At 59.8% G+C, this 24,829-nt stretch carries 17 protein-coding genes and 1 riboswitch; of the genes, 14 read left to right on the top strand and 3 right to left on the bottom strand.

The genetic code is table 11. The features are described from left to right. Positions 1–141: 141 nt before the first annotated feature. From WC811_RS16640 to WC811_RS16630, 3 genes are all read left to right on the top strand, one after another. Positions 142–603, top strand: a complete 462-nt coding sequence (locus WC811_RS16640) for a MarR family winged helix-turn-helix transcriptional regulator (protein WP_372646438.1) — start codon at positions 142–144, stop codon at positions 601–603. A 132-nt stretch (positions 604–735) separates the two neighbouring features. Continuing rightward, positions 736–1,746 (top strand): helix-turn-helix domain-containing protein, encoded by a 1,011-nt coding sequence (locus tag WC811_RS16635; RefSeq protein WP_372646437.1) that lies wholly within the window; start codon positions 736–738, stop codon positions 1,744–1,746. A 202-nt stretch (positions 1,747–1,948) separates the two neighbouring features. After that, on the top strand, positions 1,949–3,154 hold the full coding sequence (locus WC811_RS16630) for an extensin family protein (RefSeq protein ID WP_372646436.1): 1,206 nt from the start codon (positions 1,949–1,951) through the stop codon (positions 3,152–3,154). Between the two features lie 18 nt (positions 3,155–3,172). Here WC811_RS16630 and WC811_RS16625 read toward each other — a convergent pair whose 3' ends face one another. From WC811_RS16625 to WC811_RS16615, 3 genes are all read right to left on the bottom strand, one after another. Further along, the gene (locus WC811_RS16625; RefSeq protein ID WP_372646435.1) at positions 3,173–6,460 is read right to left on the bottom strand and encodes a tetratricopeptide repeat protein; all 3,288 of its coding nucleotides are present in this window, start codon (positions 6,458–6,460) and stop codon (positions 3,173–3,175) included. A 119-nt stretch (positions 6,461–6,579) separates the two neighbouring features. Then, entirely contained in the window at positions 6,580–9,753 is a 3,174-nt protein-coding gene (locus WC811_RS16620) for an efflux RND transporter permease subunit (protein WP_372646434.1), read from the bottom strand. 15 nt (positions 9,754–9,768) lie between these two features. Next, complete coding sequence (locus WC811_RS16615) at positions 9,769–10,959, bottom strand: efflux RND transporter periplasmic adaptor subunit (protein WP_372646433.1); 1,191 nt, start codon at positions 10,957–10,959, stop codon at positions 9,769–9,771. A 255-nt stretch (positions 10,960–11,214) separates the two neighbouring features. Here WC811_RS16615 and WC811_RS16610 point away from each other — a divergent pair, with 255 nt between their 5' ends. The 11 genes from WC811_RS16610 (at position 11,215) to WC811_RS16560 (ending at position 24,762) form a co-directional block, all read left to right on the top strand. Next, positions 11,215–11,907, top strand: a complete 693-nt coding sequence (locus tag WC811_RS16610; protein WP_372646432.1) for a TetR/AcrR family transcriptional regulator — start codon at positions 11,215–11,217, stop codon at positions 11,905–11,907. A gap of 113 nt (positions 11,908–12,020) precedes the next feature. Further along, a riboswitch (guanidine-I (ykkC/yxkD leader) is annotated at positions 12,021–12,128 on the top strand. A 141-nt stretch (positions 12,129–12,269) separates the two neighbouring features. Further along, positions 12,270–13,334, top strand: a complete 1,065-nt coding sequence (locus WC811_RS16605; RefSeq protein WP_372646431.1) for a putative urea ABC transporter substrate-binding protein — start codon at positions 12,270–12,272, stop codon at positions 13,332–13,334. A gap of 48 nt (positions 13,335–13,382) precedes the next feature. Continuing rightward, complete coding sequence (locus WC811_RS16600) at positions 13,383–14,201, top strand: ABC transporter permease (protein ID WP_372646430.1); 819 nt, start codon at positions 13,383–13,385, stop codon at positions 14,199–14,201. Beyond that, positions 14,198–15,034 (top strand): ABC transporter ATP-binding protein, encoded by an 837-nt coding sequence (locus tag WC811_RS16595; protein ID WP_372646429.1) that lies wholly within the window; start codon positions 14,198–14,200, stop codon positions 15,032–15,034. The genes WC811_RS16600 and WC811_RS16595 overlap by 4 nt, the downstream gene beginning before the upstream one ends. Before the next feature lie 104 nt (positions 15,035–15,138). Then, complete coding sequence (locus WC811_RS16590; RefSeq protein ID WP_372646428.1) at positions 15,139–15,870, top strand: urea amidolyase associated protein UAAP1; 732 nt, start codon at positions 15,139–15,141, stop codon at positions 15,868–15,870. Further along, positions 15,870–16,517 (top strand): urea amidolyase associated protein UAAP2, encoded by a 648-nt coding sequence (locus WC811_RS16585; RefSeq protein WP_372646427.1) that lies wholly within the window; start codon positions 15,870–15,872, stop codon positions 16,515–16,517. Before WC811_RS16590 ends, WC811_RS16585 begins: the two co-directional genes overlap by 1 nt. Positions 16,518–16,522: 5 nt before the next feature. After that, the gene (gene uca, locus WC811_RS16580) at positions 16,523–20,143 is read left to right on the top strand and encodes an urea carboxylase (RefSeq protein WP_372646426.1); all 3,621 of its coding nucleotides are present in this window, start codon (positions 16,523–16,525) and stop codon (positions 20,141–20,143) included. Further along, entirely contained in the window at positions 20,140–21,924 is a 1,785-nt protein-coding gene (gene atzF / locus WC811_RS16575; protein ID WP_372646425.1) for an allophanate hydrolase, read from the top strand. The genes uca and atzF overlap by 4 nt, the downstream gene beginning before the upstream one ends. A 178-nt stretch (positions 21,925–22,102) precedes the next feature. Further along, positions 22,103–22,921, top strand: coding sequence for a quinoprotein dehydrogenase-associated SoxYZ-like carrier (locus WC811_RS16570; RefSeq protein ID WP_372646424.1), 819 nt, complete (start codon positions 22,103–22,105; stop codon positions 22,919–22,921). 25 nt (positions 22,922–22,946) lie between these two features. Further along, positions 22,947–24,239: a sulfite dehydrogenase gene (gene soxC, locus WC811_RS16565; RefSeq protein ID WP_372646741.1), complete on the top strand. Its 1,293-nt coding sequence runs from the start codon at positions 22,947–22,949 to the stop codon at positions 24,237–24,239. Next, on the top strand, positions 24,226–24,762 hold the full coding sequence (locus WC811_RS16560) for a c-type cytochrome (protein WP_372646423.1): 537 nt from the start codon (positions 24,226–24,228) through the stop codon (positions 24,760–24,762). Before soxC ends, WC811_RS16560 begins: the two co-directional genes overlap by 14 nt. The last annotated feature ends 67 nt before the right edge of the window (positions 24,763–24,829 follow it).

The raw sequence follows: 24,829 nt of genomic DNA, 5'->3' as shown, positions 1-24,829 counted from the left end.
ACCTTAATTCTGCGCAATCTCCTTCACATCCGACTTTCAAACCCTCATGAGCAGAGAAACTCACGGCCGACTACTGTTTTCTCCACGGAGCATTTGCATGCTGATCAAATCGAACTTTTTTAGCGGAGGAACACTTCAGCAATGAGCCAGCGGTCGGCAGCCCATCTTCAGCGATCTGTCATTCATCTTCTTCGGCGCGTCGATCAGTGCGCAACGCAACTTTACTCAACGGAAACGGCAGATAGCGATCTGACGCTCAGACAGCTTGCGATCCTTACCGCGATCTCGCGTCAGGAAAATCTCAGCCAGACGGACTTGGTGTCGATTACGGGAATAGATCGTTCAACGGTCGCCGGCATCGTCAGCCGTCTCATTCGTAAGGGATTGCTCGAACGCAAACGCTCCCCACTCGATGGTCGCGCCTATTGCGTGCGCCTTTCGAAGCGAGGCGCGAAAGTGATCGCCGGAGCCGACCGTCTTTACTCGCGCGTCGAGAAGAAACTTCTCGCCGGCGTTCCCGCGGCCGAAGCAATCCAATTCGTCTCGACACTGAAGGCGATCCTATCTGTTCATACCGATGAACAATCAGGGGCGCCCGCATAGAGACCAACTTTCAAAAACTCGGCCCACGAACAATAGTTCCATCCGCAGAATTATTATCGGCTCTCCTTTCTTAGCATTTGACCTGATCCCTTCCCCTCGTATCATCCGCGAGCGGGTAGGGATCAAAGTAAAATGCTGCACATTCTCGGCGATACGGCTCCCTCTCTAGAGGCCGAGCCGACCGAATGGTTCATCACCACATCAGACGTCCACCCTCGAGACCGGTTCGAATACTGGTTCGAAATGAGCCGTAAGGTTTTTGGTCCCCACGAGACTCGCCCAGCCCATCCAACACGTTTCAAAGGCGACCTGCGTTATGTGAGGGTAGCCGGAATGTCGCTCTCGACCTTTAGCTGCAATGGTCTGACGGCGTGGCGCACCAAGGGGCAGGCCGCGCAGTTTGCTGACGCCGTTCATATTCTCGTCCAGCTCAGCGGCAACGCGCGGATCGCCCAAGACGGGCGCGAAGCGGAATTGAGGACCGGCGACCTCTGCTTGCTGGACGTCGGTCGGCCCGCGTCTTGCGTTCAATCGCACGACGCCGGCGGCCTCGTGATTGAGGTCTCGCGGCGCGATTTCGAGGCGCGGCTCGGACCAATGGCTCGTTGGACTGCCAGGCGCGTCGATGGCGGGCACGGCGGCGGGGCACTGGCCTCGACGTTCGCCAAGCTGCTGCCGGAGCAGATCACTTATTTGAGCGCGCCGTCCCAATCTCAGGTCAAACTTCAGTTGCTCGATCTCGTGGCACTGGCCATCAAAGACGCGGAAGGCGACGGCTTCGTCCATTCGTCCGCGCGCTTCGCGTCTCTTCTGCGGCTCAAATCCGTCGTCGACGACAACCTATCGAATTGCAACGCAACATGCGAAGACCTCGCGGGTGCCGCCGGCATTTCCGTTCGCTACGCGAACCAGCTGCTCGACCCCGAGAAGACGTCCCTGCAGCGCCTGTTGTTCAGCCGGCGAATAGAAAAATGTCAGGCGGCCCTTTCAGACCCTGCGCAGGCGCATCGTCAGATCAGCGATATCGCCTATTCCTGGGGCTTTGGCGACGTCTCGCATTTCGGTCGTCTCTTCAAGGCCATGGTCGGCATGACCCCGAGGGATTTCAAGAAGCATAGCCTCAGCCTCGTTGACCGAATTTGAAGACATTCCGCTTATAATCGACCGCGGCGGAACCTCTCGCCACTCATAGAGTTTCGAAAGGCTCCTTTTTTCCGAAGGGTGGAGGCCGATATTTCGCCTTTGCTCCCGGTTAAGGCCATCTGTCGTCAAATTTTGGGGCTATCGCAGTTAGAAATTCCAATCGCACCAGAGCCCTTGGGAGCATCGGCGAATAGGATCCGTCTTGAGCAGGCAACAAGAATTGTTAGCTCGCGCCATGGCGCTCCGATCCAAGGCGGCCATCAAGGCCGATGATCTCGCTGTTCGCGTTTCGATCGTGCTGACGCGCATCGTTTTCCTTGGCATCCTTCTCCTCCCCCTCTGCGAGCCGAACAGCTTCTATATCGTCCGCGCGGGACGTCTTAGCTCGCCGCCCGAAGCCGAGTTGCATGCGCGATCCGATGTTTCGGTGATCGCGCCGGCCGTTGCGCCTGGAGCCGCAATAAAAGCCGATGCACCTCCCTCCAATGAGAGAGCCGATGCGCCTCCGACCGATAAAGCGGCGGACTCGCACGGGCCGAGTTTGTCGGCGTCCGACGGCCCCGCTTCATCCGTCACCGCATTGCCCGCCGATACCGAAGCATCAACGAAGCCCGTTCCACCAGATAAACAGAGCGCGCCATCCTGGACGGAATCCGAGATTGCGGCGGCAAAACAGGATTGCGAGAAGCTGCTCGGCAAGATCACCGTCGTCTCCGAGGAGCTTCCGCCGACGCGCGAAGGCATTTGCGGGGCACCAGCGCCGCGCCTTTTGAAAAGTGTCAGTGAGAGCAAGGTCAGGATCGAGCCCGCAGCGACGCTCAATTGCCAGATGATTGCGAGTGTCAATTCCTGGGTCACGGACAAATTGCAGCCGGCGGCGCAGAAGAACTTTGGCTCGCCGGTGGCGCGTGTGATCGCGGAATCTTACTCCTGCCGGAACAGATATGGCCTTGCCCGCGCGCCGATCAGCGAGCACGCGCTGATGAACGCCATCGACGTCTCGGCCTTCGTTCTGGCGGACGGCAAGATCATTCGTGTATCGAGGAACTGGGGGCCGACGGCGGACGAGCTTAAACGGGCTCAAAAGTCGAGCGATGCCGCATCGGTCGAGCACAAGGCCAAATTCCAAGTTGCAGCGGCGAAACTCGGGGCCCACGACATCGCGAAGAAGAGCGAAGACAAGGAAAAGGTCGACGGCAAGCCAAAGACCGACGAAAAGCCCAAATCCCCGGAAGCCCTAAAAGAAGAGCAGGAGAAGCAGGCCATGTCTGCGTTTCTGCATCAGGCTCACGACGGCGCGTGCGATGTCTTCGACACCGTTCTCGGGCCTGACACCAACGACGCGCATCACGACCATTTGCATCTCGATATGAAAGAGCGAAAGCGTCATCTCACGCTTTGCCAATAGCGCCGCGCACCGCCAAGGCTAGTCGGCAGGCATCTTGAGCGCCACGACCTCCATTCCGCTGCGATGATCTTCCGCGATATCATATTCGGCGAATTTAAAGCCGTGCGCGCTCAGTAGGCCGACAAGGCGTGCGCGCGTGAAGTTGTGATAGCGCTCAAGTTCGGACCAATATGGGTTGGCTCCAGTTGCATCGAGCGCGCGCCAGACGATGGATTCCGTATTCGCCATCGACAAGACGAGGGCGCCACCGGGGCGCATCACCCGTTGAACCGCAGCCAGCATGTGGCTAGGGAATGGCGTGCGATCCAAGACATCAATCATGCTTACGACGCTGAATCGGCCGGCACCGCTTATTTCATCGAGATCGCGATAGGCCTCATATCCGAACTTCCTGAGCTTTGCGACGCTTCCCTCGTTCGCATCTATGCCAACCGCCCGAAACCCCCATTCCGAAGCCGTGAATACACGCGACGCGTTGCCGAAGCCGATATCGAGCCAGTCGCCGTCAGGAACAAAGCGGGCGACGCGCGACACCATTTTCGCCGAGGTCTTGCGGCTATTTTCGGCATCCTTGCCGACGCTTGTTTCGGCCTTGATCGCGGAATGAATGATCGCAGCGCCCGCGGGGGTCAGATATCCCTCCGTAAAGACGTGATCGCAACTCGTGCAACGGCGCCATTTCAGTACCGGTGGCAGAATGGTGTTGTAGAGCATGTGGTTCGTTATCCGAGCTTCGCTTTCGAGCGATGTCTCGCGGCTGTCACAGATCGGGCACCCGTCGAAGGCCGCGCGGAGCACCGGGGACGTCGTGCTGGCCGTCGGCGGCGGAGCGGATCGCGGCGGATCGGTCTCGACGACAACGAAAGGCCGAGGCACTTCGCCTGCTCGCATGATCTCAACCATTGTCTCGAAAGACCTCTCGAGGTTGCGCGTGTAGCGCGTTGAATCGAAGAGAGGAGCCGTCTCTCTTTGGTTTATGAGTTTCCGACGGATCGCGTCGAGCTTTTCCCTGTCGTGAGCGAGTTCCAATGCTCGAACGCGGTAATCGTCGAGGCTGGAGGCGATCAACTCGGGCAGCCCCATGGCTGTCAGAAGGCTGCCCGCAACGCGGCCGGCGAACGTCTCACCAAGGCACGTCAAGACGGGTAGGCCTGCCCAGAGGGCATCGCTGGTTGTCGTGTGGGCGTTACAGGGCAGCGCATCTAGGAAGAGGTCGGCGAGGCGATGGCGGGCCAGATGCTTCGCGGTCGAAGCGCGTTCGGCAAAAACGAGACGCGAAGGATCGACGCCCCTCGCTTCGGATTCGCGGCGCAAATTACTGGCGCACGTCGCGTTCGGCACGAGCAGCCACAGCACAGAGCCCGGCACCTTACGGAGGAGCGGCATCCACAGATCGAACATCGTCGTATTGAGTTTGTAGCTATTGTTGAACGAGCAGAACACGAAGGCATCTTCAGGCAGACCGTATTCGGCGCGCGTCACGGGCTCGTCGGAAATCACGCGCTGGCGGTCGTTCGGTTGATAGCTGTTCGGAAGATGCACGATCCGCTCGGAATAATTCGCCTGCATTTCCATCGGCGCCACGACCGCATCAGCCACGATATAGTCGATAAAATCGGCGCCCATGGTACCGGGATACCCGAGGTAGTTCACCTGAATGGGTGCAGGCCGATAGGCGAGGATCTCAGTCCGTGCGTCGCGGGTGTAGCCCTTGAGATCAACGAGTACGTCCAGGCTGTCATCATGGATCATCGCCGCTGCTTCGCGGTTCGTCGTCGTGGCGATTTTTCGCGTGTGGTCGAAAGCGCGAAGCATCCTCTGGCGCATGGCGCTGTTGTCTTCAGGGCTGTGACAGTAACCGAAGATTTCGAAGCGACTGCGGTCGAGCTTTTCCAGGACTTCGGCGAACAGCATCGCCGTCGCGTGCTCGAAGAAATCGCATGAGAGGAAACCGATACGGATGCGCTGTTCCGAACGCCGAAGGTTTTGGTTTGTCGCCAACCGGAGGGATTGAGGAACGTCGAACGTCTTCGCGTACTCCTTGGCCGCCCGGAGTTGATCGGAGGGACTCGACCACAAGGAAATCAATTGAAACGGAGCGATGCGCGCGGTCTTTGACCGGAATATCTGAAGGCAGACCCGCTCCTCCGCGTCGACCCCGTCCCAATCGCAAAGCGTACGCCGCAGGTTGATGTATTCGAAGCGATTGACGACGGAATCCGGCGCGCACTCGATGCTTTTCTGAAACGCCGTGCATGCTTCGTCAAACCGGTCGCGAAGCTTGTAGGTGATCGCAAGCTCGTAATGCGCGGTCGCCAAATCGGGTTTCAGCTTCACGGCGTGCTCAAGCGCCTGAATGGCGCCGTTGTGCATGTTCATGTTCCGGAGCAACGTGCCGACGCTAGCGTATGCTTCGGCTCGGTCCGGCTCAATCGCGAGGCCCGCCTGATAGCTCTTGAGTGCGTCTTCGTTAAATCCAAGGCCTTCCAATGTAAGGGCCAGATTAAGGTGGTAGTCAGCAACGCCCGGATCGGCCGCGACGGCGCGCCGACCCATGTCGGCGGCTTCGGGGAGGCGGCGTTCGTCCCTGAAATAGGTTGCCAGTTGATCGAACCTTCTGGCGCGTTCGCTCGCCGTCTTCGATTGCGCCTCGATTTCCGCCGCCAGCGTTGCGATGGAGCGCGACGTGGCGGCTAACAAGCGCCGGTCGAGATTTCGCGCGTCGTCAAGATTTGGATCGAGTTCGAGAGCTCGCCTGCAGTGCGCGGCGGCTGCGTCGACATCACCCGACTTCAGGCGCAATTCACCGAGGCGGGTAAGAACAAGCGGCTGGTCCGGCTTTAATGCGAGGGAATTGCTATAGGCTTTCATCGCCTCGTCGCCATCGACGAGGCGAAGGAGATTGCCGAGCACGGCATGGGCTTCGGCATGTCTTGGTTGCAAGGCCAAGCATTCCCGACAGGCTTCGATGGCTTCTTGCGAGCGTTTCATCTCTGTGAGGATGATCGCAAGATTGAGCCACGCCTCGTGATAATCGGGCTGAACGGAGAGGCTTTGGCGGATGAAATCGACGGCGCCGTTCAGCTCACGGCGCTTAAAGGCGATCAGCCCGAGATGGTGGAGGCTCGGCGCGTGGCTCGGGACCAGAGACAGGACGCGATGGTGGGCCACTTCCGATTCGGCGAAGCGCTCGAGTTTCAGATGCTGGACCGCGTCGTGATAATGGCGAGCCGCTTCGGGATGTTCGACACGCTGCGCTATGGGTTGCGAAACCGCCGATGCGCGCCGCCGCTCTCTTCGATTCATATCGCTGCCCCGCCCTCACCCGCCGCATGACAAAAAACGCCGGAGTCGAGTTTGACTCCGGCGTCATGTGCGAGGCTTGCACCGGCTCGGGCCGGTGAGCGAATTAGGACGCAGGTTGCCTATTCCGCGGGATGTGGCGGCGGCTCGTGTTGCCCCTCCGACCTGCGGCGCCCAAGGCCCGAAAGCCAGCGACAAACCACGTAAAAAACCGGGGTGAAGATCAGGCCGAAGAAGGTCACGCCGATCATGCCGGAAAAGACGGCGGTGCCGAGGGCCTGGCGAAGCTCGGCGCCGGCGCCAACGGCCCAGACAAGCGGAACGACGCCGAGAATAAATGCGAGCGATGTCATGATGATCGGCCGCATTCGGAGACGCGCTGCTTCTGTCGCCGCCTCGAACCGGCTGCGGCCTTGAGCTTCGAGTTGCTCAGCGAATTCGACGATCAGAATCGCGTTCTTCGCGGCAAGGCCGATCAGGACGATGAAACCGACCTGGGTCAGGATGTTGTTGTCCATGCCACGAATGATGACGCCCGAGATCGATGCGATCAAACTCATCGGAACGATCAGGATGACGGCGAGCGGCAACGTCAGGCTTTCGAACTGGGCGGCGAGCACCAGGAACACGAACGCAACGCCGAGAGCAAATGCGAAGACGGCGGTATTGCCGGCTCTGATCTGCTGGAAGGCGAGATCGGTCCATTCATAGCTGAAGCCCGGCGCCAATGTTTCACCAGCCATCTTCTGCATGATGTCGAGCGCCTGCCCCTGAGAGTATCCGATGGCGGCGGAGCCATCGAGCTCGGCGGCCGGATAGAGATTATAGCGCGGGACACGCGACGGGCCAGAGATGTCGCTGACCGTTACGAACGATCCCAACGGAACAGCGTTGCCGCTTTTATTCCGGACGCGAATGTCCAGCGCATCCCTCCCCGTCAAGCGAAAGGAGCTATCGGACTGCGCGGTGACACGGAACGTGCGGCCAAGAATGTTGAAATCGTTGACGTAGAGCGAGCCCAGGTACGTCTGCAGCGCGGCGAACACATCGGGGATATTTATCCCAAGCATCTCGGCCTTCACGCGATCGATGTTGAGGTAAAGCTGCGGGGTGGAGGTTTCGAACAGCGAGAAAACCTGGCGGACGCCGGGCGTCTGTGCGGCCTTGCCCATCATGGCGTTGACCTGCTGCTGCAGGGCGCCCGAGCCCGCGCCGCTCCTGTCCTCGACCATCATGCGAAAACCGCCGGCATTGCCGAGGCCGCGAACCGGTGGCGGCGCGACGACGAGAACCAGTCCCTCCTGAATCGTCGAGAACTTCTTCAGCAACGCGGCCCGAATGGCGGCCGCCGACATATTCGGATCTTTCGCGCGCTCTTCGAACGGCTTCAACACGACGAAGACCGCTCCGGCGTTCGAGGCATTGACACGCGTTGCGCCGGAGAAGCCGACGAGATTGACGCAGTGGGCGACGCCGGGGACGGTGAGAGCCATGTCGACGATGCGCTGATTGACGGCGTCGGTGCGCGCCAGCGAGGCGGCCGACGGCAACTGCACGATGGTGATCAGATACCCGCCGTCTTGATCGGGAATGAAACCGACCGGCGTCTTGCGGAATTCATTGAGGCCGAACGCGATCAGGCCCGCGTAAATGATCAGCATAATTGCCGCGAACCGGACCGCACGACCAGCAACCCATCCGTAGCCGCGCGAGAGCTTGTCGAAGCTCCAGTTAAAGGCACCAAAGAAGGCGCGGATCGGCCAAGTCAGAATGCTGTGCCGTGGGTTCTCATCATGCGGCTTCAATAAAAGGGCGCAGAGGGCGGGCGACAGCGTCAACGACACGATCAGCGAAATGACGGTCGCACCGGCGATCGTCAATGCGAACTGGCGATAGAACTGGCCGGCGATACCGGTGATGAACGCGGACGGCACGAAGACGGCGCTTAACACCAGAGCGATGGCAATGAGCGCGGTCCCCACCTCCTCCATCGTGCGGTAGGCGGCCTCCCGGGGACTCAATCCGTTCGCCATGTTGCGCTCGACGTTTTCGACGACGACGATCGCGTCGTCGACGACGATACCGATGGCGAGGACGAGACCGAACAGCGACAGGTTGTTCAGCGAGAATCCGAACAGCGCCATCAGGAAGAACGTGCCGACGAGCGATACAGGGATCGCCACGATCGGAATGACCGCCGCGCGCCATGTTTGGAGGAACAAAATGACGACGAAGACGACGAGCACGATGGCTTCGAGGATCGTGTGAATGACGGCATTGACCGACTGCTGAATAAAGTCGGTCGGATTGTAGACGATCGTATACTCGAGACCCGGCGGGAAAGTCTTGGAAATTTCCTGCATCTGGTCCTGGATCTTCTTTGCCGTTTCGATGGCGTTGGAACCAGGTAGCTGGAAGATGCCGAGGCCGACGGCGGCCTGCTTGTCGAGATACGAGTTGATGCCGTAATCGAGGCCGGCAAGCTCCACGCGCGCGACGTCTTTCACGCGAACGATCGAATTGCTCGACTGCTTGACGATGATATTTCCGAACTCCTTCGGATCTATCAGGCGCCCCTGCGTCTGCACCGTAATCTGGAAGGCTCCCGGGTTCGGCAGCGGCGGTTGGTTCAGAATGCCCGCGGCCACCTGGACGTTCTGACCCTGGAGCGCCGTGACGACATCGCTTGCGGTCAGTGCGAGCGATTGCAGCCTGTCGGGATCAAGCCAGACACGCATCGAATAATCGCGGCCGCCGAAAACCGAAATCGAACCAACGCCCTGAATACGGGTCAGCTGGTCGATGACGTTCACGTTGGCATAGTTCGATATGAAAAGCGTATCTCGCGAGTTGTCGGGCGAAAGCAAGTGCACGACCATCATCAGGTCCGGCGACGCCTTCGCAACCGTCACGCCGATGTTGCGGACGTCGGATGGCAGGCGTGGCAGCGCGATGGAGACGCGGTTCTGCACCTGCACCTGGGCGATATCGAGATTTGTCCCGATGTCGAATGTGATCGAGATGGTGAAGCGTCCGTCATTCGTCGAGTTCGACGAAATGAACAGCATGCGCTCGACGCCATTGATCTGCTGCTCAAGCGGAGTGGCGACGGTCGCTGCCACGACGTCGGCGCTGGCACCGGGATATTGCCCCGTGACATTGACGACGGGCGGAGCGATTTCCGGATACTGGGCGATCGGCAAACGGCTGACCGAGACTGCGCCAATGATGACGAAGATGATCGAGATGACGGCCGCAAAGATGGGCCGGTCGATAAAGAAGTGCGAGAGACGCATTGGACGGTCCGTTCTTTAGTTGGTCCGGACCGTCTGGTCCTTGGATTTCGATGCGTCGGCGGTCGCCAGTTGCGGCGTCACTTTGGCGCCGGGGCGAACGCGCATCAGGCCGTTGACGATGATCGTATCGTCGGCGACGAGGCCCTTCGTGATGACCCGCAGACCATCCACAACGGGGCCGAGGGTGACGTATTTAGGCATCACGACGTTGTCGCTGTTGATCGTGTAGACGAATTTGCGGACCTGCTCGGTGCCGATTGCTTCATCCGGAACAAGGAGCGCTACGGCCGGTTCTTGCGCGGCAATCCGGATGCGCCCGAACATGCCCGTCGTCAGCCGGCCATCGGCATTCTTGAAGACAGCGCGGCCGCGGATCGTTCCTGACGACGGATCGATGGCGTTGTCGACGAAGTCGATGTGGCCCTGGTGCACGAAGTCTTTCTCGTCGATCAGCTTCAGCTGGGCATTAAGGCTCAGGCCGCGATCGATGCTGTCAGCACGCTTTACGGACGCTGCGTTCAGATAGCGAAGATAGGACGCCTCATCCATCGTGAATTCGAAGCGAATCGGATCGACGGAGACGATCGTCGCGAGCAACGTCGTGTTGCCGGTTGTTCCGCCCGTGACGAGATTCCCGACCGATACGCGGCGATCACCAATTCTGCCAGCGACAGGCGCCGTAAGCTCGGTGAACTCAAGATCGAGAGCCGCCTGACGGGTTGCGGCTTCCGACGCGGTCAGGTTGGCTTCGGCAACGCGCTTCGCCTGGAGGCGCTGATCCAACGTTTGCTGCGTGATTGTGGTGCCTGTGACCAGACTCTGGCCACGCTGCAAATCGGCCTGTGCGAAAGCGACGTTCGCCTGCGACTGAGCAATGGCAGCCTGGGACTGATCGAGAGCGGCCTGGAAAGGCCGGCGGTCTATCGTGAACAGCGGGTCACCGGCCTTGACCATCTGGCCATCGGTGAAATGGATTTTATCGAGATAGCCCGAGACGCGAGCCCGCACCTCGACGAAATCGAGCGCCACGAACCGGCCAACGTACTCGTCATAGTCCGTGACGACTTTGCTCGTGGGTTTAGCAACAGTCACCTGCGGCGGTGGCGGCGGCGCAGCTTGAGCCGAGGATTTTTCCTCGCTGCATCCGGACATGCCCGCCGACAGAAAGAGCAGAGCCGCGACGATTGGAGCGGATCGTTGGAACACGCGTTCTTTCTCCATCTCGAATATTTGCCGTCAACGTCGCATTCGAACGCGATCGCGTTCTCGACATCGAGCGCCAGTTCCGACGGCGAACAGCGCCCCGGCGCGTTCACCGATCAATTTTGTTCAGACCCACCCCATCGACCGCGAGCGCCAAACAGCGAATGACAGACCCGAGGAGTCATGTTAGCGAGTCACGGGTGCAGTTACCGATCGGTAACACAGCTAACGGCCGCTAACTTTTTCGTCAAGAGGGCGATGGGTACAACGCTGGACAGGGAGGCGCGCAATTTCAGCGAGTTGCGCACGGAAATCAGCGCCAGCCTTGCGGGTAAGCCGCCGCGCGAGCGCATTTTAATAGCGGCATGCGAGCTGTTCTATCGTTTCGGTGTCCACCCGGTTGGGGTCGAGGCGATCGCCGATACCGCCCTCACGAACAAGATGACGCTTTACCGGCATTTTCGATCGAAGGACGATCTCATCGTTGCCTATGTCGAACAGCTCGCAAGCGAAAACGTCGAGATCCTCGACCGCCTGCTTGGTGAAAGTTCGAGCACTCCCGAACAGAAGCTCGCTGCTTGGATCAATCACGTCGAGGACGTTCTCGCTAACAAGCTTGAGCGCGGATGTGCGCTTGCGAATGCCGCTGTCGAGTTGGATGCCGGGCACCCTGCCCGCGCCGTGATCGAAGCCTACAAGCAGCGGAAACACGATAGCCTTGTCAACGTCTTCCGGGCTGCACGCTATCGCGAGCCGGAGCTCCTTGCGGATGAGGTATTTCTTCTTTTCGAGGGTGCCCGCATCAGTCTGCAATGCGGCGGCAAGGGGCCGGTATCGCGCCTCGTTGCGATGCTTCGCGGCCTGCTTGCGGCAAGCCCGCGGGCGGAAGCCAGCACGGGCAGCGTGCCGGCAAATACATGGTTTTCGGCCGAGGGCTCGCCGGAAAAATGATGCCTACGGAATAGGCGTCACGCATAAGGCGGCGGCAACGGGTCATTCGCCAGTAAGAAGAAATTCTGAATTTGCTGCAATTTCGAGCTGGCACGGCATGTGCAGTCAAACCTGTATAACGCCTCTAGGGTTCCGGCTTTTCCGAGCGACAGGTCCGAGAGAGGCTCTCCCGCCTCGCCAACAGCGCGGCGGAGCCACGGCGGGATAAAAGCCCGGGAGACCTACACCGCGAGTAGCTTTGGCGCTCGAACGGACAGGCCTCCATCTGCGCATTGTTTCCGCGCGTATTAGAGGACCCCCCGTTCCTTGCACGATGCCCCTCGCGGTCGAATGAGTGGCCAGCACAAGGACAGGGGTTAGCAATGCGCTATTCCGCCAAGACAATTCTGAAAGCTGTGATCGGCGCCGCGGTCGTGATGGGGTTTGCCCTGTCGCCGGCCAATGCCGCCGAGAAAAAGGACTTCAAGGTCGCCTGGTCGATTTATGTCGGCTGGATGCCTTGGGGTTACGCTGCCGATTCCGGCATCGTGAAAAAGTGGGCCGACAAATACGGCATCAACATCGAAGTCAAACAGTTCAACGACTACGTTGAATCGATCAACCAATACACGGCTGGCGCATTCGACGCCGTCACAGTGACGAACATGGACGCGCTCTCCATTCCCGCCGCCGGTGGCGTGGATACGACGGCCGTCATCGTCGGCGACTTCTCCAATGGCAACGATGCCGTCATCTTGAAGAACAAGGACAAGCTCGCCGATATCAAAGGGCAGCAAGTCAACCTCGTCGAGTTCTCGGTGTCGCATTATCTGCTCGCGCGCGCACTTCCGACAGTCGGCCTCGCGGAGAAAGACCTAAAGGTCGTCAATACGTCGGATGCCGATATGGCGGCCGCTTATAAGACTCCTGACGTCACGGCGGTCGTGACCTGGAAGCCGATCGTTTCGACTATTCTTGAATCACCCGATGCGCACAAGGTCTTCGACAGCTCGCAGATCCCGGGCGAAATCATCGACCTGATGGTCGTGAATTCTGCGGTCCTTAAGGACAATCCGAAGTTCGCCAAGGCGCTCGTCGGCATCTGGTACGAGACGCTCGCGACGATGAAAGACGGTACGACATCGAAAGAAGCGATGGCGAAAGCGTCGGGCACCGATCTCAAGGGCTTCGACGAGCAGCTTGCGACGACGAAGCTGTTCTCGGATCCTAAGGACGCCGTCGCGTTCACGACGAGCCCCGCCCTCAAGACGACGACTGAACTGGTATCGAAGTTCCTCTTCGAGAAGTCGCTTCTCGGCAAGGATGCGAAATCGGACGGCGCGGTCGGCGTCGAATTCCCCGACAAGACTGTCTTCGGCGACAAGGGCAACGTGAAGTTCCGCTACGACGCGACCTACATGAAGGAAGCTGAAGACGGCAAGCTCTAAGCACTCGTCTCTCCCTTCACAGACATGATCGCAGGAAGGCGGCTCTCGATGCGCGCAATAAACTATCGTCCGGACAGAACGTGGCGCCTCGCGCTTGCCTTCCTGCCGTTTGTTCTTCTTGTGATCGCTTACCTTGTCGGGTCGGGTATCCGCCTTGCGGAGAACCCGAACGACAAGCTTCTCCCGAGTTTCGCGAAAATGGGCGAGGCGATCGACGATTACGCGCTGAAGCCGGATGCGCGCACCGGCAAATATCTGCTGTGGGACGATACAGCGGCAAGCGTGACGCGGCTCGTCACCGGTCTTGCGATTTCGACGATTATCGCGCTCGTTCTGGGCATCGTTCTCGGATTGCTGCCGGTCGCGGGAGCCACGTTCGGCCCTGTGGTGGCGGTCTTATCGATGGTGCCGCCTCTTGCCTTACTCCCCATTCTTTTTATCGTGATGGGTCTTGGCGAGGCTTCGAAGATCACGCTGATCGTGGTCGGCACATCGCTGAAGCTCATTCGCGATATTGCGCTTCGCGTCGGAGACATCCCGCGGGAACAGCTTATCAAAGCGCAAACGCTCGGCGCGTCGAGCATGCAGATCGCGTTGCGCGTGATCCTGCCGCAGACGCTGCCTCGTCTCATCGACTCGGTCCGATTTGAAATCGGACCGGCGTGGCTGTTCCTGATCGCCGCCGAAGCGATCGCAGCGGACGCGGGTCTCGGTTATCGCATCTTCCTCGTTCGCCGCTATCTCTCGATGGATGTGATCCTGCCTTATGTCGCCTGGATTACCCTCCTCGCTTTCCTTATGGATCTTGGTTTGCGTATCCTGCAACGGAAGGCTTTCCCCTGGTTTGCGCAAGCGAGGTCATCATGAACGCCATCGTCTTCAACAAAGTCTGGAAGGAATACGGCGACCACGTCGTTCTCGAACAGATCGATCTCACAATCGCGCCGCGCTCGTTCGTTGCGCTTGTCGGTCCGTCGGGCTGTGGAAAGACCACATTCCTGCGCATGCTCCTCGGCGAGGAACGCCCGACGCGGGGAGGAATTACGGTTGCAGGCGAGCCATTGAAGCAGGAACCCGATTCCGATCGCGGAGTCGTATTTCAACGCTACTCGGTGTTCCCGCATCTGACCGTACTCGGCAACGTGATCATCGGACGTGAGTTCGAGATGTCCGGCGGGTTCGGCCGTCTCTTCGGGGCCAAAAGGAAGAAGGCCGAAGAGGACGCGATGGAGCTTCTCAAGGCAGTCGGACTTTTGGGACACGAGAAGAAATATCCGACGGCACTTTCCGGTGGCATGCAGCAACGCCTTGCGCTGGCCCAGGCGCTGATGCGGCGCCCGAAGATCCTTTTGCTCGATGAGCCATTCGGCGCGCTCGACCCAGGCATCCGTGCCGAAATTCACGTTCTGATGCGGCGGATCTGGAATGAATCGGAATTGACCGTCGTGATGGTGACGCACGATTTAAGAGAAGCTTTCGAACTCGGCACCCGCATAATCGCATTCGAGCGTCCACGAAATCGACCGGAGGAGGCCGAGCGTTATGGCGCGCGTCTCAGCGCCGACATTACGCCAAAACTCAACGGCGTCGTATTGCCAAAGGGCGCGATGATTACCAAGGATATCGAGATTTGGCCGCCGAAAATTGCGGGGGCGCCGGGCGTTACCACACGGCACGGGCACTCGACGCCGCATTCATAGGTCACCACGCCTCCGCCAGGGACGACCCTCGGCGGCTGTCACCAACCCGGGACGGCCCGGATCGGCGCGCAGAGAGCGGGATGCTCCTGTGTTGGGAGTCAATAATGGGGAACTTGGTCTACACCGATACTCTGCCCGGAGGTAAGCACTGGTCGCTACTCATGCGGCGAAATATGCGGTTGCGGCTGACCGATGCCGAAGGCGGCGCCAACATCGGCATGCTGTTCTACAATCCGCAGAACCTTCTCGAGCGCTACAATGCGCCCGACACTCTTAAGTGCCAGCATACCTTCAAGCTGACGACGGGGCATTGTCTCTATTCCGACATGGGCCGCATCTTTTGCTCGATTGTCGCCGATACGTTCGGTTGGCACGACACCGTTTCAGGCAATGCGACGAAAGCCATCGTTGCTCGCAAATGGGGCGAGAAAAGCTATCAGTCGGCGCTGAATGACTGGCGGCAGAACGGCCATGACAGCTTCCTCGTCGAAGGCGCGAAGTATGGCCTCACCCGGCGCGATCTTGCGGCCAACGTCAACTGGTTCAGCAAGATCGTCGTTGCTGAAAGCGGCGCGATGTCGCTCGATTCCTCGGCTGCGAAGGCCGGCGCGCAGATCGAGCTTCGCTTCGAGATGGATACTCTGGTGCTGTTTCATACCTGCCCGCATCCGTTCAATCCCGCGAACAGCTATCCCCGGAAGCCGGCGCAGTTCGAGATTTTCGAAGGACCGCCGGCCGCACTCGACGACCCCGCCCTGCTCTCGCATCCCGAGAACGGCCGCGGCTTCGAAAACAACCGGATCTTTCTCGCCGGTTGCTGCGGGGAGGCACACTAATGATCAAGGAAAGCACGTTTCATGACGCCGATGCCATCTATCGGCGGATTGTACCGGCAGGCGATTATTGGATGCACGTTGTCCGCGAGGGCGAGACGTTCCGAATTCTCGACCTCGAAGGCAACCAGGCGGCCGACACGCTGTTCTTCAACGCCGACGATCCAGGCGAACGCTATTCGGCATCCGACACCATTCGCGAGCAAGGCAACGTCTACCTCAGCGCAGGCTCGGTTCTTCTGTCCGATCTCTGTCGCCCAATGGTGACGATCACGGCCGACACCGTCGGACGTCACGATACGCTCGGGGGTGCCTGCGCGACGGAAAGCAATACTGTGCGCTACGCACTTGAAAAAAAGTCGATGCACGCCTGCCGCGACAGCTACATGCTCGCCATCGCCGAGAACGAGCACTACGGCCTCTCGAAACGCGACATCGGGCACAACATCAACTTCTTCATGAACGTACCCGTCACGCCGGACGGAGGCTTGACGTTCGAGGACGGACTCTCCGCGCCCGGAAAATACGTTGAGATGACCGCGCATATGAACGTCATCGTTCTGATCTCGAACTGCCCGCAACTCAACAACCCTTGCAACGCCTACAATCCAACACCGGTTGAAGTGCTCATTTGGGGCAAGGGGGCGTAAAGCGCATGTTTCGCAAAGTACTGATCGCCAATCGCGGCGCCATCGCCTGCCGCATCATCAGGACGCTCGACCGGATGGGGATCGCGAGCGTTGCCGTCTATTCCGAAGCGGATCGCCATTCGATGCACGTCATGCAGGCGGGAGAGGCTGTCGCCATCGGCCCCTCGCCCGCAGCTGAAAGCTATCTGAAGTATGACGTCATTCTCGACGCCGCAAAGAAGACAGGTGCCGACGCGATCCATCCCGGCTACGGCTTCCTGTCGGAAAATCCCGACTTCGCCGAAGCCTGCGAGAAGGCCGGAATCGTCTTCATCGGTCCGAAGGCTAAGCACATGCGCGCCTTCGGCCTGAAGCATAAAGCGCGCGAACTCGCCGACGAAGCAAAGGTGCCCTTGGCGCCGGGATCTGGCCTTATCCGTGACGTCGAGCATGCGAAAAGCGAAGCTCAGCGCATTGGCTATCCGGTGATGATCAAGAGCACGGCCGGCGGCGGGGGCATCGGCTTGCAGCTCGTGTTATCGGCGGACGAAATCGAGCCGATGTTCGAGCGTGTCGAGCGATTGGCGCGTAATAATTTCAAGGACGCCGGCATCTTCATCGAGAAGTATGTCGCGCGTGGCCGTCACATCGAGGTGCAGATTTTCGGCGACGGCAGGGGGAACGTCGTCTCGCTCGGTGAGCGCGATTGCTCGGCGCAGCGGCGCAATCAGAAAGTCATCGAGGAGACGCCCGCGCCTCACCTTCCCGAGGCGACCCGCGCGGCTCTCTGGGATACGGCGCGCCGGCTCGGCCAATCGGTCAATTATGAAAGCGCGGGCACCGTCGAATATCTCTACGACTCCGAGACGAACGAGTTCTATTTTCTCGAAGTCAACACGCGGCTGCAGGTCGAGCACGGCGTTACCGAGGAAGTCATCGGCGTCGATCTCGTCGAGTGGATGGTGCGGCAGGCGGCAGGCGAGTTGCATCTCCCGGAGCAACAGACGCTCGTTCCGAGCGGCGCCTCGATCCAGGTTCGACTTTATGCCGAGGATCCGGGCCGAGATTTCCGCCCGAGTTCGGGCCGCCTGACGGACGTCACTTGGCCGCCCGAAACGCGGATCGAAACTTGGGTGCAGAGCGGCTCGGAGGTTTCACCGTTCTACGATCCGATGATCGCGAAGATCATCGTCAAGGGTGCGTCGCGCGAGGATGCTCTGTCGCGGATGCAAACGTCGCTCGGCGCAACACGCATTGGCGGGCTTGAAACCAACCTCGACTATTTGCGCCAGTTGTCGCGTTCGGACGTGTTCGCCGCGGGCGAAATGCTGACGCGGACGCTGCAGACGTTTGTCTACAAAGCCGACACGATCGAGGTTCTGTCTCCCGGGACGCAGACAACGATCCAAGATTGGCCGGGGCGGATCGGCTACTGGGCGGTCGGCGTGCCGCCTTCGGGTCCGATGGATCCGCTTTCGCACCGTCTCGTCAATCGCCTGCTCGGCAACGACGAGACTGCAGCCACGATCGAGACGACGCTGTCGGGGCCAACGCTGCGCTTTAATACCGACAAGGTGGTCTGCCTCGGCGGCGCTAAGCTTGGCGCGACTCTCGACGGAGAGCCTGCTCCTTATTGGCAACCATTTGCCATCAAAGCCGGGCAGGTTCTGAAGATCAGCGGCGTCAAAGGCCCGGGCGTTCGGGCGTATATCGGCGTTCGCGGCGGTATCGACGTGCCATCCTATCTCGGCAGCAAGGCGACGTTCACGCTCGGCAAGTTCGGAGGGCATGGCGGGCGCGTGCTGATGACGGGCGACGTGCTTCACATCGCTGCCTACATCGCCCAAGCTTCGATGGCGAGCCTTGACGCGGACCTCAAGCCCAACCTCACCCATACGTGGGAAATCGGCGTGCTTTACGGACCGCACGGCGCACCGGACTTTTTCGCTCCGGAATACATCGACACGTTTTTCTCCGCCGATTGGGAAGTGCACTACAATTCCAATCCGACAGGCATCCGCCTGATCGGCCCGAAGCCGGTGTGGGCGCGAACCGACGGTGGCGAAGCGGGGCTGCACCCGAGCAACATCCACGACAACGCCTATGCGATCGGTGCCATCGACTTCACCGGCGACATGCCCGTGATCCTCGGCCCCGACGGTCCATCGCTCGGCGGCTTCGTGTGCCCTGTAACGATCGTGCAGGCCGAATTGTGGAAGATGGGTCAGCTTCGACCCGGCGACAAAGTTCGTTTTGCGCGTCTTACTCCGGCTGCGGCTGCGGCGCGCCTCGCAAAGCAAAACGCCGAGGTCGCCTCGCTGAAGTCGGTGGCGGCGCCGTCGTTTCCCAACGGCAAGTGGGGCGTCGACGATTGCGTCATCGGCGGCCGCGAAAGTGCTGGCGACAATCCGCGCGTCGTCTATCGCCGTGCAGGCGATGCCTACATGCTCGTCGAATATGGGCCGATCATCCTCGATTTCACGTTGCGATTTCGCGCTCATGCGTTGATGACGGCGCTCGAGAAACTGAAGCTTGCGGGCATTCTCGATCTGACGCCGGGCATCCGCTCGCTGCAGATTCATTACGACGGAACGACGCTGCCGCTTGAAGATCTGCTGACGGAGCTTTCGGCCATTGAGGATACGCTTGGCGATTTGAGCGATATCGAAGTGCCGTCGCGCATCGTTCATCTGCCATTGTCGTGGAATGACGCGGCCGTCCAGAAGACGATCGACAAATACATGCAGGGCGTCCGGCCGGACGCGCCGTGGTGTCCGTCGAACATCGAGTTCATCCGGCGCATCAACGGTCTTGAATCCATCGAGGATGTGCTGCGGATCGTCTTCGATGCGACGTATGTCGTTCTCGGCCTCGGCGACGTTTATCTCGGCGCGCCGGTCGCGACGCCGGTTGATCCGCGTCATCGCCTCGTGACGACGAAGTACAATCCGGCGCGGACATGGACGCCGGACAATGTCGTCGGAATCGGCGGCGCTTACATGTGCATCTACGGCATGGAGGGGCCGGGCGGTTATCAGCTGTTCGGACGAACGTGCCAGGTCTGGAACACGTACCGGACGACAGAAGACTTCGAGGCGGGCTCGCCTTGGCTCCTGCGCTTCTTCGATCAGATTCGCTTCTATCCGGTGTCGAGCGAAGATCTCCTTAAATTTCGCGACGGATTTCTGGAAGGCCAAGCCGGCGTCAAAATCGAACCGACGACGTTTCGCCTCAAGGACTACCAGCGTTTCCTCACGGAGAATGCCGAGACGATCGGAGAATTCAAATCGCGCCAACAGGCCGCCTTTGAGGCAGAGAGGGCGCGCTGGCAGCAGAGCGATCAGGAGGGTGCGGGGAACTCGGCGGATACGGTTGAGGATCATGATGCCGAAGCCGCTTTGCCACCGGGAGCAACGGCTGTTGAAAGCCCCGTGCCGGGTAGCGTCTGGAAAATTCTTGTCGAACCCGGCAAGGCTGTTTCGGAAGGCGAAACCTTAATTATCGTCGAGTCGATGAAAATGGAGATGGCCGTTCCGGCGCCGACAAGCGGCATCGTACATGAAGTGCGCTGCTCGGAAGGCCGGCCCGTTTCTCTCGGACAGACGCTCGTTATTTTGAAAGAACCGCAGGCGGAGGCGACGGCGTGACTCTATCGCTCGATATCGGCAATCTCGCCGCGCTCTACGATGAGAAGAAGACCACTCCCGAAGCTGTCATCGACGAGGTTTACGCACGCATCCATGCGAAGGGCGTACAGCCCGATTGGATTGCACTGGTCGAGAAGGAAACGGCCAAGGAGCGCGCACGGCAAGCCCCGCGCGGTCCGCTTTACGGCATTCCGTTCGCGGTCAAGGACAACATCGACGTCGCCGGGATGCCAACGACGTGCGCCTGCCCCGCGTTCGCCTATACCGCCGAGCGATCTGCGACGGCGGTCGAACGACTTCAGGCAGCGGGCGCAATTCTGATTGGGAAGACAAACCTCGATCAATTCGCGACGGGCCTCAATGGGACGCGTTCGCCCTACGGCATTCCGACGAGTGTCTTCGACCCGGACTACATCTCGGGCGGGTCGAGTTCCGGTTCGGCGGTGGTCGTGGCCTCCGGTCTCGTTTCGTTTTCGCTTGGAACGGACACGGCGGGATCGGGGCGCGTCCCGGCAGGGTTCAACAACATCGTCGGATTGAAGCCGACAAAGGGTCTCATTTCCACGCGCGGCTTGGTTCCTGCGTGCAAGAGCCAAGATACCATTTCGATCTTCGCTCTGACCGTGGCCGATGCCACAAAGGTAGCGGAGTCTGCAATTGCCTTCGACAAGGAGGATTGCTTCTCGCGCTCCGACGCGCCGCCGTTCGCGGTCGAGAGCGTGGGCCGACCGCTGAAGGTCGGCGTACCCAATTCGCCGCTCTCGTTCTTCGAGGACAGTGAATACCGCCGGCTTTATCTTCACACGATCGATCGGCTTGCCGGGCTCGGCGTCGAGATCACGCCTTTCAATTACACGCCATTCCGTGACACGGCCACGATGCTCTACGACGGGCCGTGGGTTGCGGAACGGCTGTATGCGATCGAGAACCTTCCGGAGCATGAGTTGAATCCGGTCGTCGGCGACATCATTCGCGGTGGCAGATCCAAAACCGCGTTGCAGACGTTCGAGAGCTTGTATCGTCTCGCTTCGCTCCGCCAAGCCGCCGACGCCGAGTGGAAACGCATGGACGTCATGCTCCTGCCGACGGCCGGAACGACATATAAGATCAGCGATATGTTGTCGGACCCGATCCGTCTCAACTCGAACCTCGGCACCTACACGAACTTCGTCAACCTCCTCGACCTTGCGGCGCTTGCGGTTCCTGCCGGCTTTCGCGACGACGGCATTCCGTTCGGCGTCACCCTCATCGGCCGGGCATTTTCCGACGGTAAGCTTGCGACGATCGGGGATGCGGTCCATCGGGCACTCCTCGACGCCAAGCTCGGTGGCACGCAGGCGGTGCTCTCCGATACGAAGCGCGTTGCGGTACATCCCGCAAAGAAAAAGACCGTACAGGTTGCCGTTGTCGGTGCGCATCTTTCCGGTCAACCGCTCAACGGTCAGCTTACAGAACGCGATGCAATCTTCAGGGAGACGTCGCGGACCGCGGCTGGATACCGCCTTTATGCCCTGCCGGGGACAACGCCGCCCAAACCCGGGCTGGTCTATGAAGGCACGGGACCGGGTGCGATCGAAGTCGAGATCTGGGAAATGGACGACGCCGCGTTCGGTTCGTTCGTAGCTCTGATTCCGGCCCCGCTCGGCATCGGAACGCTTGTTCTGGAAGACGGGCAGCAGGTCAAAGGCTTCCTGTGCGAGAGCCACGCCACCGTCGGGGCGGAGGATATAACGAGTTTTGGCGGCTGGCGGGCTTGGCTTAGCCGGACGGCGGCCGCTTGACGCTTCGTTGCCACCGGCTAATTTGTAACAAATGTAGGGAGTTACGCGTACCAAGGTTGAAGGCGTAGGTCTCCTTGCGGAATAGATGACCCGGTCCCTATATTAATGTAGTATTTTGTTCTGCAATTCGGCGTTCAGTGCGCACGAGACCGTTCCAAAGGCGGCAAGCGAGGAAACGATGCGGAGAATAGCGAGCGGTATTTGCGTAGGCCTTGTGCTGGTCGCGGCAATGAGTTTTAGCGCTCTCGCCGAAGATGGCGCTGCCTCTGTCGCTAATCCCACTGCCTGGGATGGTATCCGCAAAGACGCGTTCGGCACCCGCGAGATTCTTGATGGAGCGGGGAAAATTACCCTCGAAGCCCCCAAAAGGGCCGAGGATGCCGCGACCGTTCCGATAACGATACGCATGCCTGCGGCTTTTGCCGGTGACGTCAAAACGCTGACGATCATAATCGATCAGAACCCTGCTCCCGTCGTCGCAGCCTTTACGTTTGGCGAGGCGGCCGGAACGGGCGAGCGTATGCTGGCGACACGCGTACGCATCGACCAATATTCTGAGGTTCGCGCCATCGTGGAGACCTCTGACAACAAACTCTACATGACCACGGCATTCGTGAAGGCATCTGGCGGCTGTTCCGCGCCGGCAAGCAAGGACGCAGAAGAAGCTGCGAAGACCATGGGCAAGATGCACATCAAGACTGCGGTCGGTAAAGAGGACGGCAGTGAGGTGGCTCAGGTGATGCTGAAGCATCCCAATACCTCGGGCATGGCCATGGACCAGATGACCCACGCTTATCCGCCGGCACGCTTCATCGATAAGCTATCGGTGACGACTGGCGGAAAACTAGTCTTCTCCATGGAAGGTGGAATTTCCATCAGTGAAGATCCGAATTTTCGCTTCACCTACAAAGGAAATCCGGCTGACGAAATGAACGTGAAGGCCGAAGACTCGAACGGCACACAGTTCAGTGGTCGTTCAACACCGAGCCAATCCTGACGCCGTCGAACAGCGGAACGGCCGCGTGGCCGCCAAGCTTTCAAATGACGATTTAACGCCTGTTGCCGGTAACGGGATTTTGCATCGCCGCCTTTTTCTCAAAGGCGGCCTCGTTCTGGCGACGGCGCAAGCGGCGTCCTCGCTGAGTGCCAAAGAGGCTGCTGACACGCAGCCGCAAGACCTCTCCGACCCGCCATGGCTGCATGAAACCGGTGGCCCATTCACCGGCTACGGTGTGCCCTCGAAGTATGAGAAATTCGTTTTCCGAAACATCGGCGGCAATCGCGTACCCGCTGGCGACGGTGTCTCGTGGACGCCTCTGGAAGATCTCGAAGGCATCATCACGCCAAGCGGCCTGCACTTCGAACGCCACCATGACGGCGTTCCGGATATCGACCCAGCCTTGCACAGGCTCGTTATTCACGGCTTGGTGCGGCAGCCGTTGGAATTCACGGTCGAAAGCCTGCTGCGCTATCCGATGCGATCGCGTTTTCTGTTCATCGAATGCGGCGGCAACAGCAACGCCGGATGGCACGAAGAACCGATCCAACGTCCGGTCGGGGCATTTCACGGGCTCGTATCCTGTTCGGAATGGACCGGAGTGCCGCTCTCGATCCTGCTCGATGAGGCGGGAGTCGATCCGAAAGCGTCGTGGGTGATTGCCGAAGGCGCCGACGCTGGGCTCATGAATGTCAGTCTGCCACTGGCGAAGCTCGCCGATGACGCGATGATCGGCGTCTACCAGAACGGAGAGCGCGTTCGTCCGGAGAACGGCTATCCGATCCGGCTCATCGTGCCGGGCTGGGAAGGCATCACGAACGTCAAATGGCTGCGCCGACTGCACATCACCGACCAACCGGCGATGACGCGCAACGAAACCGCGAAATACACGGAGCTGCTGCCATCGGGAAAAGCGCGCATGTTCACGTTCGCGATGGATGCGAAATCCGTAATCACCTCGCCGTCTCCGGGGCAGAAGCTTCATGGGCCGAACGTCTATGAAATTCGTGGGCTCGCGTGGAGCGGGCGCGGAAGGATCGCCAAGGTCGACGTTTCAGCGGATGGCGGCAAGACGTGGGCCGAGGCGCATCTGCAAGATCCTGTCATGCCGCAATGCTTCACGCGGTTCCGCTGCCCATGGACATGGCACGGCGAACCGGCGCTCATCAAAAGCCGAGCGACGGATGAGACCGGATACGTTCAACCTGAGCGCGACGTTCTAGTCAGGGAACGCGGCCGTGAAGGATATTTTCATTACAACGCCATCGTATGCTGGGCCATCGACGAGGACGGCGAGATCACCCATGTCTACGCTTAGGCTTTTCGCGTTGACGTTCGGACTTGCCGCACAGCTTGGATCGGCTTTGGCTGCCGATGACGGCACCAAGGCTCCACGTCTCGGTACACCCATGTCCGCGAGTGATGTCGTCAAGTGGGACAAGACCGTTTTTCCGGACGGGCGCGGACTGCCGTCCGGACACGGAACTGCGAAAGAAGGCCGCCTGCTCTACGTACAAAAATGCGCGAGCTGTCACGGTCAGCACGGGGAAGGCGCGACGGCGGAAGACCTTGTCGGCGGACCGAAGCCGCCCTCGTCCGACAACCCGAGCAAGGCCATCGGCCCCTACTGGCCATTCGCGACGACGATTTTTGATTTCGTCTCGCGCAGCATGCCGCCTGCGGCACCCGGCTCGCTTTCGGCTGACGAGACATATGCCATCACGGCTTATCTTCTTGCCGCGAACAGGATCATCGGCGAATCCGACGAGATCGACGCCAAGACGCTGCCCAAGGTGAACATGCCCAACCGCGACGGCTTCATCTGGATCGACGTGAAGTAGTTGAGGCGCCTCATAGAATCCACTTCGGATGGCGGTTCGAGTGTGTGAAATGTGCAGCAATCATGAG

This window comes from Hyphomicrobium sp., from assembly GCF_041659645.1.
GTDB lineage: Bacteria > Pseudomonadota > Alphaproteobacteria > Rhizobiales > Hyphomicrobiaceae > Hyphomicrobium_B.
Note: the sequence above shows the minus strand (reverse complement) of the source record. Positions and strands in the feature narration are given on the sequence as shown.